Source organism: Acinetobacter sp. NS-4, assembly GCF_037402435.1.
In the GTDB taxonomy this organism is placed as follows: Bacteria; Pseudomonadota; Gammaproteobacteria; order Pseudomonadales; family Moraxellaceae; genus Acinetobacter.
In genome coordinates this window covers 83,808-97,488 of record NZ_JBBEUE010000001.1, presented here as the reverse complement: position 1 = coordinate 97,488, position 13,681 = coordinate 83,808, and the positions used below count along the sequence as shown (strand labels likewise).

The window sequence follows — 13,681 nt, the reverse complement described above, 5'->3', positions numbered from 1 at the left end:
TGCGACATATTGTACGGAAAAATACCTCGCAGTGCGAGGATTGGATTTTAGCTCATTGCGCAAGCACTTTATTCATGCCAGCAATCCGCTATTTTTCACCGCATAGTAACAACAATTGATCACCTGGAACCCTCATATCACCGCTATAAATGCGTTAAAAATATATAAATATCTTCTCACTTCTAGTTTATTTTCAACTCGCTAAAACCTCATCAAACAGTAAAAATAACATGTTACATAAAATTATTTTTCTCCATGTTATTGAAACAAAACAGCTAAATTTTTACATGAATACTACCAGATTAATGTTTTTTAATAACAGAATGATTTTTCTCTAAACATAGAATAAGAAAAGTGAACGAATAAAACGAATAAACGCAACATGGACATGGAGTCCCTGAATGAAAAAAACATTACTTTGTATGATGTCGTCTATTGCTGCCTTACCTGCCCTGAGCCATGCCGATTCCCCTTATTTTAGTTTAAAAGATGGGGATGGCTTTAAACGCTTTGCTGTTTCTGTAGGTGCACTGCATGTTATGCCTCAAGGTAAAGCTCAGCCTTTTCAGGTCAATACTACGGTTAAAAATGGTGAAGTCGCCAAGAATGGTGATATTCAAGTCGATACCGTACTCAACAATCTCAATCCAAAGATGAATCAAACTGCACTCGCGGCAGCATTAAAAGGATTAGGCTATCTTAGTGGTGGTCAACTCAGTAGTGGACTGAGCGGAAGTTCAAAGATTCAGGGTTTAGAACAATGGAACAATCCGGGTACAGGTCTGGAGGCAGATGATGTCACTACACTGGGGATCATGACCAATTACTTCTTTACCGATCATGTTTCTTTTGAAATGAAGGCAGGCATTCCCCCCAAAGTGGACTTACAGGGCAAAGGAAAAATTTATGCGCCCTTCTCTGCTGTGGCAACACCGCAAATTGGCAACTTGCCTTTAGAATTCCTCAATATTGATCTGCAAAATGATATTTTTATTACCGATTTAGAAGCCCATGGGCCTGCTGCGTCGGCACGTGCCTGGACGCCTGCCTTTGAATTCCAATATCACTTTGGTAAAACTGGTATCAATAAGTTCCGCCCTTATGTCGGTTTAGGGGTGATGTATGCTTACTTTAATGAACTGGAAATTAATCCGCGTACTGAACAGGATTTGATTGCAGCTGGTCATATGATTGCCAATATCAAACAAGGCAATGCCGGAGCTTCACTGGAAGGCAAACCAAGTAAAGCCAATCCTAAAGTAGACCTCGAAGCCACCGACGCTTTTGCTCCAATTGCCACTGTCGGTTTCACCTATGATTTTAATGAGCGCTGGTTTGCGGTGGGTTCAGTGTCTTATGCACATCTTAAAAATGAAACCACCATTACCGTATCTGATGACAGGCTGGGTAAATTAATTACCTCTAAAGCAGATATTGAAGTCAACCCGATACTGGCTTATGCAGGGATCGGTATGCGTTTCTAAATTTTCAATCATCAAAAGGCGGCTTTATGTCGTCTTTTTTGTATTTATAAAACTTTCTATAACTTAATTTTATCTTTTGTTTAAATTTTATTTAATCGCCTCGCTCTTTATAATCGAATAACATAGCCACAACACAACCCCGCATGGATGAATTATGTCAGACACCCGTTTTTCCAAACCTCTGATTTATATGTTAATTGGAAGTGCCATTATTCTGGCTTTGTCATTGGGTGTTCGTCATGCATTTGGCTTGTATCTTGTTCCCATGAGCCATGAATTTGGCTGGGGACATAATATTTTTAGTCTTGCTATCGCCATGCAAAACCTGATTTGGGGTGCGGTACAACCGATTACCGGTGCTTTTGCCGATAAATATGGCAGTAAAATTGTGGTTGCGGTTGGGGGCGCGCTCTATACCCTGGGCCTGTTGCTGATGGCGGTCAGCTCAAGTGGCTTGCTGCTGAATCTAAGTGTCGGTTTAATTCTGGGCCTGGCGCTTTCTGCGACTTCTTTTCCTGTGCTGCTTTCTGCCGTGGGGCGTGCCGCACATCCGGAAAAGCGCAGTCTTGCCATGGGCATTGCCAGTGCAGCAGGTTCTTTTGGCCAATTTATTATGCTGCCGTCCACCTTGCTCCTTTTACAAAGTGTAGGCTGGTCAGCAGCATTAATCGTCAGTGCCATTCTGATAGCTCTGATCATTCCTCTGGCATGGCTACTCAAGGCACCGATGTATGTAGCCCCTCATGCTCTTGCCCAAGCCAATAAATCCGCATTAAGCGTCAAAGAAATTCTGGTGATTGTCAGAAATCACAAACCGTTCTGGTTCCTGTCTTTAGGCTTTTTTGTCTGTGGTTTTCAGGTGGTGTTTATTGGTATTCATTTACCGGGTTATCTGATTGATCATGGTTTTGATGCCACCACAGGCACGATTTTCCTGGCCTTGGTCGGTTTATTTAATATTGTCGGCACCTATACCGCAGGCTGGCTGGGTGGAAAATATTCAAAACCTTATTTGCTCATGGGCTTATATGGCCTACGTGGCATTGCCATTATTGGCTTTTTATTGCTGCCTTTGAGTACCTGGACAATTTACAGCTTCGGCATCATCATGGGTTTATTGTGGTTATCTACCGTACCGCTAACCAATGGTATTGTGGCCAATATGTTTGGGATAAAATACCTCAGCATGTTAAGCGGCATTGTATTTTTTACCCACCAAGTCGGTTCCTTCTTTGGCGGATGGCTGGGTGGTGTCAATCATGACATCACCGGTGACTACAATATGGTGTGGATTTTTTCCATTCTACTGAGCATATTTGGTGTATTGGTGCATTTCTTTGTCAATGAGGAGCATGTCATTCATGACTGATTCTACCCTTGGACTAAGACTGGCGATTATAGCTGCCTTATTGCTTTTATTCACCTTGGCAATCTTCTTATGGCTCAAGACACCTGAACTGTTTGAGTATTTCAATCAAGCTTTCTGTGCCCACTAAACTGCTGATTTTTAAACACAGCAACAGCTATTTTTACACTAAAAAATACAGTTTTTATTAAAAGCTGTATTTTCAACATATTAGTTAAATTTATGCGTTTTTTCATAAACTTAGAATAATTTCTGATTTTTCAGCCAGTGCATTTTTTCTTAGATTGAGTGGTAACAAAAAACAGTCTGAGCAATAACAATGACCGCATTAACCCAACTTTCACAAGCCATTCATGATGCACCGCGCTGGCATCAGGCAGAGCAATTTCAAAACCCGGGGGACATTACTATTGTGCCCTTAGAGGGTGAAGCTTTAGGCGCTGTAATTTTTGGCCTGGATGCGCGTAAAGCCCAAGCAGGTGAAACTATTTACCGTCTAAAACAGGCACTGGCCGAACATCTCATTTTGATTTTCAAAAATCAGCATCTGGATGATTTACAGTATTTGGCCTTTGCCAGCTATTTTGGTTCCATTTTCCACCCAAGTGCAGATAATCCTGTACTTGCCACCCAAACAGATACCGGCACACCACCCGATGTCGTTCCTGTTTCCAATGCTGTGGGACAGGGTGATTACACCGGCTATGGTGAGCTTTCACCACATGCTGATCACCAATGGACGCCACAACCTTCTTTTGGTTCATTGCTATATGCCATTGAATTACCAAAGGATGGCGGACAAACATCCTGGTTTAATACCATCAAGGCTTATGACGCTTTAGAAGAAACAACCAAACAGCATATCGATCAATTACAACTGATTACCTATAACCCCTTTGTCCGTCGACAACACCTTAAAGACAATGACAGTAATGGTTATGGCAGCAGTCCTTTATATCGTTTTAAAGATCAACCGATTATTGGTCATGCCTACCCACATCCACTGGTGCGCACCCATCCTGAGAGTGGTCGTAAAGCACTTTGGTTAAATACCCATTCCGAGGTGGAACTGGTCAATTATGATGATCAGGCTGGCAGTGAATTGATTGCTTCATTGCGCGAACATCTGTTAAAACCTGAATTCCGCTATGAACATCAATGGGAACCAGGCGATATCGTATTCTGGGATAACCAGGCCACGCTACACTCTCGTCGTCCCTTCCCATCCGATCAGCGCCGTTTACTGAAACGCATCAGTCTGGCAGGCGGTCGACCTTATTAATCAATGTCATCGATCTGAAATAATAACAATAAACAATACCTCATAAGATTACTCCACAGCATCATGGCCACTAGATTTACGAATGCGCAAAATCGTAAATCCAGGTGTAGCCATGATGCTGCTTTTTTACTGTTCGGCTCTCATACATTGACTGAAAAAGGCTGTTGATTTTAACTGCTGTATCATGGAATGCAGCGATTGTTGAGTCTACGATCCTTTCATAGCGTACACAAACCCATAAAATCGTTGATTATTTTCAAGATGGTCATTTTATTTAAATATTTCCAGGTTAAATTAAAAAATAAAAGCCCATCAAAAGTAATCACTTGAAATGGGCTTTTTCATGCTAGAAATATGTATTGTAGGAAAAATACATAACAAATTAAATCTGGCCTGTTAATCTTGCTCCGGCTAAAACTCAAATATTTTTTGGATCATTATGTTGCCCTCTGTTCCCATCTTGTCAAATTTCAGTTTATTTAAAATATTCCTTAAATTAGGCTGTACGGCATTTGGCGGCCCAGCAGCTCATCTGGTGTTTTTTTATCAGCGTTTTGTGCAACAACTTAAATATCTGGATGAACAGCAATATGCCCATCTCTTGGCCTTGGCACAAATTTTACCCGGGCCCACCAGTAGTCAAATGGGCATCGCGATTGGCTATCAGCTGAAAGGTTATCCTGGTGCGCTGCTGGCATGGCTCGGCTTTACTTTACCGTCCGCCCTGCTCATGACCCTTGCCGCAATGATCGGAATTCAATTTTCCAACTATTTTTCTGCCGATTTTTTTCATGTGATTCAGCTGATTGTGTTTAGTGTGGTGGCATGGGCTTTTTGGCAAATGTTGACTACTTTTTGTAAAGCCAAATGGCAATATCTCTTGATGTTTTTGGCCGGATTACTGGTTTATGTTGTACCGCTAGGAATCAATCAGGTTTTAGCCATCCTATTCGGGGCATTCGCAGGACTGATTTATCACCATTATTTCCCGCAACAAAATACGCTTAAACCTGTTGCCAAGGAATCAATCACAGCTAAAAAATCTTTTGCTTATCTCTGGCTTATTTTATTTGCCTTACCTTTTGTATTGGTACCACCATTACAACATTTTTTCCCTAGTCTCTGGTTAGAAACTTTTTCAGGTTTATACCGTACCGCATCTTTAGTCTTTGGGGGTGGTCATATTATCTTGCCGTTTTTACAGCAAGATTTTGTTGCTACTGGTTTAATCTCGAACCAGCATTTTGACTTGGGCTATGCTATTGCCCAGCTGATGCCGGGACCCTTATTTAGTTTTGCCAGTTATTTAGGTGCATTATTGCCCTTAAGTTCATCTACTGTATTGAACGCGGCTTTTGCCACCGTGGTGATTTTTTTACCTTCTTTTTTACTCATATTTGGTGCTTTACCCTACTGGTCACGTTTAATGCAATTGCCGCGCTTATATCATGCTTTGGCAGGAATTAATGCCGCAGTGGTTGGCTTGTTATTGTGTCTGGTGGTGCAGATGGGGCAAAAATATTTACTCTCTGGCTTAGATATTGTTTTTGTTATTGGTGTCATTGCATTACTTAAAAGCAAAATTCCAGTCTGGCTCAGCATTATTGGCAGTTTCTTGGTTTATTATGCTGTGCTGCTTATCTTGAACCATTCTTTCTATTAAACAATCATGTAAACAAGCATGCTTTTTTTGCATTTAGAATTCCAATCACCCATCATATGTCCAGGCAGAATCAATTTTATATTCTGAGCTAGATCTTACTGAAACAGGACACTTTTTACTTTTACTCACTGAATATCACTAGTGTATTTTCCTTTTTCTGCTTAGCGTATTAAAAAATTGCAATAACAATATGCGTATAAAGGAGAAAAGGATGAATGAGATCCAGTTTTCGGATTGCGTTCAGGCTTGCATGACTTGCTCCCTAGCCTGTACCCACTGTGCCAGCTCCTGTTTAAAAGAACAGGAGCTGGAGATGATGCGGGAATGTATACAACGTTGTTTGGACTGTGCGGATATCTGTCAGCTCTGTGCCCGCATGCAACAAAAGCAATCTCCTTTTCTAAAAGAAATCTGTGAGCTTTGTGCTCAGGCTTGCGAATATTGTGTAGAAGAATGCGGTCATCATAAGCATGAACATTGTCAGCAATGTGCTGAAGCCTGCCGTCGCTGTGCTGCTGAGTGCCGAAAGATGGCTGCCTAGAATCAAGATATAATCACCCCTACCCAAGCATGATGTTTTTATTCCTCCCCATAAACAAAAAACCCGCAAGTATTCACTCACGGGTTTTCTATCTAAAATTTAAAAAATCTTAGAACAAACGGTTCATACCATTTAATGTTGCTACACGGTATGCTTCCGCCATGGTCGGATAGTTGAACGTGGTTTCAACAAAATACTTGATGGTATTGTTTGGACTGTTCATCACGGCTTGACCAATGTGGATAATCTCTGAGGCATTATTACCAAAACAATGCACACCTAAAATTTCCAGAGTGTCACGGTGGAATAAAATTTTCAATTCACCCACGGTATCACCGGTAATTTGTGCACGTGCCAAATGACGGAAAGATGCCTGCCCAACTTCATAAGGAATTTTTTCTTCAGTCAACTGCTGTTCAGTCTTACCAATTGAAGAAATTTCCGGAATGGTGTAAATACCTGTCGGAATATCCGTTACAGGTTTAACATTCTCTTCACCACTCATGTTTGAACCAGCGCAACGACCCTGGTCATATGCAGCAGAAGCCAATGATGGCCAACCAATCACGTCACCGGCAGCGTAGATATTTTCCACTTCAGTCTGGTACTGATCATTCACTGTGAGCTGACCACGACTGTTTGGTGTAATACCCACATTTTCCAGACCTAAACCGTCAGTATTTCCCGAACGGCCATTACACCACAAAATGGCATCAGCTTTAATTTTCTTGCCGCTTTGTAAATACATCACCACATGATCATCAAATGTTTCCAGATGATCTAGTTGTTCATTATGACGAATCAATACACCCTGCTCACGTAAACGGTAAGACAAGGCATCAGAAATTTCATCATCCAGGTAGCTGAGCAATTTAGGCTGGGTATTGATCAAATCGACTTTATGGTCCAGACCAATGAAAATGGATGCATATTCACAACCAATTACACCAGCACCATAGATGATGATTTTTTGGATGGAGAAATCCAGATCCAAAATTTTGTCTGAATCAAAGACACGTGGATGATTAAAATCAAGCGCCGCTGGACGGTATGGACGTGAACCCGTCGCAATCACCAATTGCTGAAAAACGATCGTTTCTGTTACGCCTTCAGGGCTGAATATCAATACGGTATTTTTATCTTGGATGTACGCACGACCGTGATAAATATCAATTTTATTGCGGTCATAGAAACGGGAGTGCGTTTCAACCTGTTGTTGAATTACTTTATGTGCATTACGCAGCACCTGTTTCATGGTGAACTGTTTCCAGTCGCCCACTTTTTGGAACATCGGGTCACGCTGATAACGCAAAATGCTTGATACGGTCTGACGCAATGCTTTACTTGGAATGGTGCCTACATGTGTACAGTTACCACCTAACTGTTCACGCACATCAATAATTGCAACACGCTTGCCAGATTTGGCAAGTTTCATTGCCGCGCCTTCACCCGCAGGGCCTGAACCGAGAACTACCGCATCGTACTTGACGAAAGTTCCACTAACGACCTCTTTCTTACGTGGCATTCAACGCTCCTATATTTAATCCTGATCTATCTTCATTATATTATGACGTAATTAGTAGCAATTTGCTGTATTTACCTCACATATATTAAGTGATGACTACATTTATTAAATGAATATCGTTTTTGCCCCATTTAGATTCAAGTCCGTTATAATAAAACCACTAATATATCTAGTATCTCCCCCGTCAAAAAACAGTGGAAAAGTTGAATATGTCTGAAAACCGTAAACCTGAACAGGGTGTCAAACTTCGTGGCGCAGAGAAAGTCGCTCGTATTCCTGTAAAAGTTGTACCTACGGTCGAAACGCCACGTAAACCGGATTGGATTCGTGTGAAAATGGCGGCTCCAGATGAAGTTCAACGCATCAAAACCACCCTGCGTGCACAAAAACTGCATACAGTATGTGAAGAAGCTGCCTGTCCGAACTTGCCAGAATGTTTTGGTGGCGGTACGGCAACCTTTATGATTATGGGTGATATCTGTACCCGTCGCTGCCCTTTCTGCGACGTGGCCCATGGCCGTCCAAACGCACTTGACCCTGACGAACCTCGTCACATGGCAGAAACCATTGCCAACTTGGGTTTAAAATATGCCGTGATTACCTCAGTTGACCGTGATGATTTAAGAGATGGCGGTGCACAGCATTTCGTTGATTGTATTAAAGAAGCTCGCAGCTTAAGCCCAAAAACATTATTAGAAATTCTGGTTCCCGATTTTCGTGGCCGTATGGATGTGGCACTTCGCATTATGACTGAATGCCCACCGGACGTTTTTAACCACAATATTGAAACTGTGCCGCGTTTATACAAAGCCATGCGTCCAGGTTCAGATTACCAGCACTCTTTAAACCTGCTGAAAATGTTTAAAGAATATTGCCCAGATGTTCCAACCAAATGTGGCTTGATGGTCGGTATTGGTGAAACTGAAGAAGAAGTGATTGCACTGCTGGATGACTTGCATGCACATGGCGTGGACTATGTGACCATTGGCCAGTATTTGCAACCTTCTAAAGAGCATGCGCCGATTGACCGCTTTGTAACACCTGAAGAATTCGAACGTTACACCGCACATGGCCAAAAACTCGGTTTCAAAAATATTTGGGCTGCCCCGATGGTACGTTCAAGCTACTTTGCAGACCGTCAATACTACGGCGAACCTGTACCAGCAGTACGCCGTAAAACTGATCCAGCAAAGAAAATTGCAGTACAAACCATTGAAGCTTAATTTATCTTGAATATAAATTTAGTATGATTGAATGATGCCAATCTAATCCATTTAGATTGGTATTTTTGTTTATCTCTTTTTATTAGTCCAAAGAGATAAAAAAATCCTCTATTCAAATAGAGGATTTTTAAAACAGAAAAACCATTAAGCCGCTTTATTAGGTACACCGCTATGAAAGCGGAATAAATCATCCGGACTTAAAATCAGGTTTTTTTCAACTTCACGAAAGTGTGCAATACGCTGCTGAATATCTTCTTTAGGATTTTTTAACTTCGAGGTTTGAGCAACATCCAATGCCAAAGCCAAATAATCCTCAAAATGCCGCGATTCAGACTTCAGCAAATAGCGGTAGTATTTACCCAAATCTTCATCTACAAGCGGTGCAAGCGCATAAAAACGCTCACATGAGCGTGCTTCAACAAAAGCACCAATAATCATAATGTCGATTAAAGCTTCAGGCTCATACGTGCGTACTTCTTTACGCAAGCCACCTGCATAACGACCGGCACTAATCGATTGCCACTCCTGACCGCGCTTGGTCATCAGTTCAAGTACTTGTTCATAGTGCAGCATTTCTTCACGCACCAACTGTGCCAACTTGACCTGTAAATCGGTAAAGAAGGTGTAGCGAAACATCAGGTTCATGGCCGTACCTGCTGCTTTTTTTTCACAATTGGCATGATCTTGCATGAGTAACTCGAGGTTATTCATGGCTTCATCTAACCATGCTTTTGGCGTTTCACATCCCAAGAAGCCCAAAACGGGCTTCATAAGATCATCATAATTTATTAACGACATAATTCTAAAAACTTATCTTGCTGATTTAATGACAGCTTTCATTTGTTGAACCGCTTGAGCTAAACCGACAAATACAGCATCGGCAATAATAGAATGACCGATATTGAGTTCATGAATTTGCGGAATGGCGGCAATCGGGGTGACATTTTCAAGGTTCAGACCATGCCCTGCATTGACCACTAAACCTTTAGACGCCGCGTATTCTGCACCTTTGACAATGCGTTCTAATTCATGCTGCTGAGTTTCTTCAGTTTCGGCATCGGCATAGGCACCTGTATGTAACTCGATGGTTGGAGCACCACAAGCCACTGCTGCATCAATCTGGGCAAAGTCGGCATCAATAAATAACGAAACGTCACAACCAATGGCAGACAAGGCCTGAGTTGCGGCTTTGACATCTTCAAAATGGCCGACTACATCCAGACCACCTTCAGTGGTCACTTCCTGACGTTTTTCTGGCACAAAACAGACATGATGCGGCTTGATTTCTTTGGCAAATTCAACCATTTCAGGAGTCACTGCCATTTCCAGATTCATGTGCGTTTTTAGTACTGGACGCATGCGGCGGACATCGTCATCCTGAATGTGGCGACGATCTTCACGTAAATGCAGGGTAATGCCTTCTGCACCCGCCTGTTCACAAATCAGTGCAGCATTGACCGGGTCTGGATAAGTGGTTCCGCGCGCCTGTCGCAATGTCGCCACATGATCAATATTTACACCAAGCAATGCAGCCATAACAATTTCCTAACTAGGTTCTAAATTAAGATTGAGATTGAGTATTTTGAATCCACAATTGACGGCTTTTCAGCGGTCGGTCTCCCAAAAGAGAGGTGATCATTTGCCGATACAGTTGTGACAATAATTGTAACTGCTCAGGATTAAAATCCCTACCTTTTTCATATTCACGCATCGACAGAATTTGCTGTCCCAATAAAGTCGAACGTGATTGTTGTGCGGTGGCAATAAAACCATCGTTAAGTTGGAATATATAATGCTGGTTTTCCTGAATTTCCTGTTGATGAGCATCCACTGTAAAATCCAGTGCATAGCCTAACTCTTCCAGCAGGACATGTTCAAACTGTCGCAAAATTTGCCTTAAAAAAAGATTGGGCTGTTCATGCTGTGCCAACTGCTGAAGCTGTTGTAAAGTTTGATGGTATTGCACAAAGGTTTGCGGCATTTCTACTTCGACCGGACATAACCGAAGGATAATTTCATTCAAATAGAAGCCAGAAAAGAAGGCATCTCCAAAGAAAAAAACCGGCTGATTGACAATTTCCAGCTTGGTAAAATTTTTAAGATCAGATTTACCCGAAGCCTGCAAGCAAATGGGTTGATATTGCGGAGGTGGAGTTTGCCTTAAGATTCCATCAATGCGGCCATACTCTTGGGTAAACAGATGCACAATGTGACTGCGCTCCCGGTATTTACGATGATGGATTAAATAACCATGCAAGAGTTCATTGCGCATGACAAATTAAATCTAGTCTTTGTTCTTTTTATTATCAGTATCACTTTCTTCATCATCCCCATCTGGAATGACTGCCCCCACAACGGCAGCGGTACCTTTGACTACGCCTTTAGTGGTTTTATAAGCCACTTTGACAGGAACCGTAACTACCTTATAAATACAGCCTTGCAGAAACAACATACAGGCGACTACAGACAGCACTTTAATCATTACAGTTCCTTTCAAGTGTAAACTTAGATATCGCTATAACCTAAGCTTTTTAATGCACGTTCATCATCAGACCATCCGCCTTTGACTTTCACCCAAAGCGTCAGCATGATTTTCTGTTCGAACATTTTTTCCATATCGGCACGCGCATCCATCCCGATTTTCTTCAATTTTGAACCTTTTTCACCAATCACGATCGCCTTTTGCCCTGGACGATCAACAAAAATAGTCGCATCGATATAGGTACAGGCTGCTTTCGGACGACCAGTTTTCGTATTAATAGTCGCTTCTTCAGTCTTGAATGACTCAATTTGCACAGTTAAATCATAAGGCAACTCTTCACCTAACTGACGCATGATTTTTTCACGAATCACTTCAGAAGCCAAGAAACGTTCTGAACGGTCGGTGATTTGATCCAGTGAATAAAGTGGCGGCTGGAACGGCAAATATTTTTCAATGGTATTACGCAAATGCTCAAGGTTGGCACCACGTAAAGCCGATACAGGAACAATCTCAGCAAAGTTCATCAGCTTGGCACGTTCCTGAATTAATGGAAGCGCCTGATTTTTGTTCTCAAAAGTATCCAGCTTATTGATGACCAGGATCACCGGCATTTCAGCATTTTTCAGCTTTTCCAAAACTAGTTCATCATTTTGGGTCCACTTTTGCGCATCCACCACAAACAGTACCAGATTGACGTCTCGTAGTGCCGAATGTGCAGCACGGTTCATCATTTTATTGATGGCACGTACTTCTTTCTTATGCATCCCCGGCGTATCTACGAATACGGCCTGAGATTTTTCACGGCTATCAATCCCGACAATCTTATGACGCGTGGTTTGTGGTTTACGTGAAGTGATTGAAAGTTTTTGACCCAGTAAATGGTTCATCAATGTAGATTTACCCACATTCGGGCGTCCAACAATAGCGACAAAACCACTTTTAAAATCAGAAGGAATGGTGGTTCCTTGTGAACTAAAGAATTGATTAATTAAATCGTTACCGCTCTCTTGCGGCTCGTGATCAGCATCGATGTGATCGGAATGAGTAGTCATTAAGACTTTTGCTCCAATTGTTTTAAAATATCTGCCGCAACTGCCTGTTCAGCAAAGCGACGACTTGAACCTTCACCATACAACACAGGCAAGCCCTCAATAATACATTCCACCTTGAAATGCTGATTGGGAGCATCACCTTGAATATCCACCACATCGTAAACAGGGAGAGGTTTTTTACGTGCCTGTAAATATTCCTGTAAGCGTGATTTAGGATCTTTGAGTTGGTCTGTAGGCTCGATATAGTCTAAATATGGCGTGTACCACTTTAATACGATGTCTTGTAAGACTTTTAAATCATTACAATCGACATAAATTGCACCAATAATCGCTTCTACAGTATCAGCAAGAATAGATTCCCGATGATGTCCACCCGATTTCAACTCACCCGTGCTCAGAATTAAACATGGGCCGAGTTTCAAATCGTTTGCAATTTTGCCTAATGCTTCTTGACGAACCAATGTGGCACGCATACGCGTTAAACGCCCTTCATTTTCATGAGGGTAGGCTTGATACAAATAATGGGCAATGATCATCCCTAACAATGAATCGCCTAGAAACTCCAGACGCTCATAGTTAGTTTTGTGACTAACCGATCGGTGTGTCAGTGCAAGCTGCAATAATTCAGGCTGTTTGAACTGATAACCGATACGGTGGACTAAGCGCATATCACTTAGTTTGGGTTGACCTTTGATCAAAACTTTTCTCGAACTTTAACACTAAATCTATATTGAGCAAGAATGGCTTTCTTATCTCATAATCTTTTTTCACTTGCAAACCATCAACATTCACTACTTTCGCAATTTCATTAAATCTAAGATCGCGAACGTTATTCATATCCAAACGCTGATTCATCTGATCTGAGAATTTTGAAGGAGCAGTATTGGCGGGGCTACTTTGCAACAGTTCTATAATCTGGCTGTCAACTACTCGATCATCCCAATACGCCCCCCAAACAGCAATTGCAATTTTTGCTAAAAAAGCAAAACCAATCACTGTAATTAAAATTCCAATATAGGATGCCCCTTGTTGATTTTTACGCATTTGTTATTTTTTCCAATCA

General features: G+C 41.7%; 15 protein-coding genes. 7 read left to right on the top strand and 8 right to left on the bottom strand.

Features of this window, described 5'->3' with window-relative positions; genetic code table 11:
* Positions 1–401 precede the first annotated feature (401 nt).
* The 6 genes from WAE57_RS00470 to WAE57_RS00445 all read left to right on the top strand — a co-directional run bounded on the left by WAE57_RS00470 (position 402) and on the right by WAE57_RS00445 (position 6,336).
* Positions 402–1,484, top strand: a complete 1,083-nt coding sequence (locus tag WAE57_RS00470) for an OmpW family outer membrane protein (RefSeq protein ID WP_337707565.1) — start codon at positions 402–404, stop codon at positions 1,482–1,484.
* Between the two features lie 154 nt (positions 1,485–1,638).
* Positions 1,639–2,853, top strand: a complete 1,215-nt coding sequence (locus WAE57_RS00465) for an MFS transporter (protein ID WP_337707564.1) — start codon at positions 1,639–1,641, stop codon at positions 2,851–2,853.
* The gene (locus WAE57_RS00460) at positions 2,846–2,980 is read left to right on the top strand and encodes a hypothetical protein (protein ID WP_301432863.1); all 135 of its coding nucleotides are present in this window, start codon (positions 2,846–2,848) and stop codon (positions 2,978–2,980) included. The genes WAE57_RS00465 and WAE57_RS00460 overlap by 8 nt, the downstream gene beginning before the upstream one ends.
* A gap of 189 nt (positions 2,981–3,169) precedes the next feature.
* Positions 3,170–4,132: a TauD/TfdA family dioxygenase gene (locus WAE57_RS00455; RefSeq protein WP_337707563.1), complete on the top strand. Its 963-nt coding sequence runs from the start codon at positions 3,170–3,172 to the stop codon at positions 4,130–4,132.
* Between the two features lie 439 nt (positions 4,133–4,571).
* Positions 4,572–5,795 carry a chromate efflux transporter gene (gene chrA / locus WAE57_RS00450; RefSeq protein ID WP_337707562.1) on the top strand — a complete coding sequence of 408 codons (1,224 nt, stop codon included), beginning with the start codon at positions 4,572–4,574 and terminating at the stop codon, positions 5,793–5,795.
* Positions 5,796–6,006: 211 nt separating this feature from the next.
* On the top strand, positions 6,007–6,336 hold the full coding sequence (locus WAE57_RS00445; RefSeq protein WP_337707561.1) for a four-helix bundle copper-binding protein: 330 nt from the start codon (positions 6,007–6,009) through the stop codon (positions 6,334–6,336).
* Between the two features lie 109 nt (positions 6,337–6,445).
* Here WAE57_RS00445 and sthA read toward each other — a convergent pair whose 3' ends face one another.
* Complete coding sequence (gene sthA, locus WAE57_RS00440; protein WP_086175556.1) at positions 6,446–7,861, bottom strand: Si-specific NAD(P)(+) transhydrogenase; 1,416 nt, start codon at positions 7,859–7,861, stop codon at positions 6,446–6,448.
* 209 nt (positions 7,862–8,070) lie between these two features.
* Here sthA and lipA point away from each other — a divergent pair, with 209 nt between their 5' ends.
* A complete protein-coding gene (lipA, locus tag WAE57_RS00435) occupies positions 8,071–9,084 on the top strand; it encodes a lipoyl synthase (protein ID WP_337707560.1) in 1,014 nt (337 codons plus the stop codon).
* Between the two features lie 144 nt (positions 9,085–9,228).
* Here lipA and WAE57_RS00430 read toward each other — a convergent pair whose 3' ends face one another.
* Genes WAE57_RS00430 through WAE57_RS00400 form a run of 7 tightly spaced genes read right to left on the bottom strand, consistent with a single transcriptional unit; the run spans position 9,229 to position 13,662 of the window.
* A complete protein-coding gene (locus WAE57_RS00430) occupies positions 9,229–9,882 on the bottom strand; it encodes a tRNA-(ms[2]io[6]A)-hydroxylase (RefSeq protein ID WP_086175558.1) in 654 nt (217 codons plus the stop codon).
* A gap of 12 nt (positions 9,883–9,894) precedes the next feature.
* Positions 9,895–10,620 carry a pyridoxine 5'-phosphate synthase gene (gene pdxJ, locus WAE57_RS00425; protein WP_237786357.1) on the bottom strand — a complete coding sequence of 242 codons (726 nt, stop codon included), beginning with the start codon at positions 10,618–10,620 and terminating at the stop codon, positions 9,895–9,897.
* A 25-nt stretch (positions 10,621–10,645) separates the two neighbouring features.
* On the bottom strand, positions 10,646–11,356 hold the full coding sequence (gene recO / locus WAE57_RS00420) for a DNA repair protein RecO (RefSeq protein ID WP_337707559.1): 711 nt from the start codon (positions 11,354–11,356) through the stop codon (positions 10,646–10,648).
* 12 nt (positions 11,357–11,368) lie between these two features.
* Positions 11,369–11,566, bottom strand: coding sequence for an NF038104 family lipoprotein (locus WAE57_RS00415; protein ID WP_337707558.1), 198 nt, complete (start codon positions 11,564–11,566; stop codon positions 11,369–11,371).
* Between the two features lie 23 nt (positions 11,567–11,589).
* Positions 11,590–12,618, bottom strand: coding sequence for a GTPase Era (gene era, locus WAE57_RS00410; protein ID WP_337707557.1), 1,029 nt, complete (start codon positions 12,616–12,618; stop codon positions 11,590–11,592).
* On the bottom strand, positions 12,618–13,316 hold the full coding sequence (gene rnc, locus WAE57_RS00405; RefSeq protein WP_337707556.1) for a ribonuclease III: 699 nt from the start codon (positions 13,314–13,316) through the stop codon (positions 12,618–12,620). Before rnc ends, era begins: the two co-directional genes overlap by 1 nt.
* Positions 13,288–13,662, bottom strand: coding sequence for a DUF4845 domain-containing protein (locus WAE57_RS00400; RefSeq protein ID WP_337707555.1), 375 nt, complete (start codon positions 13,660–13,662; stop codon positions 13,288–13,290). Before WAE57_RS00400 ends, rnc begins: the two co-directional genes overlap by 29 nt.
* Between the last annotated feature and the right edge of the window lie 19 nt (positions 13,663–13,681).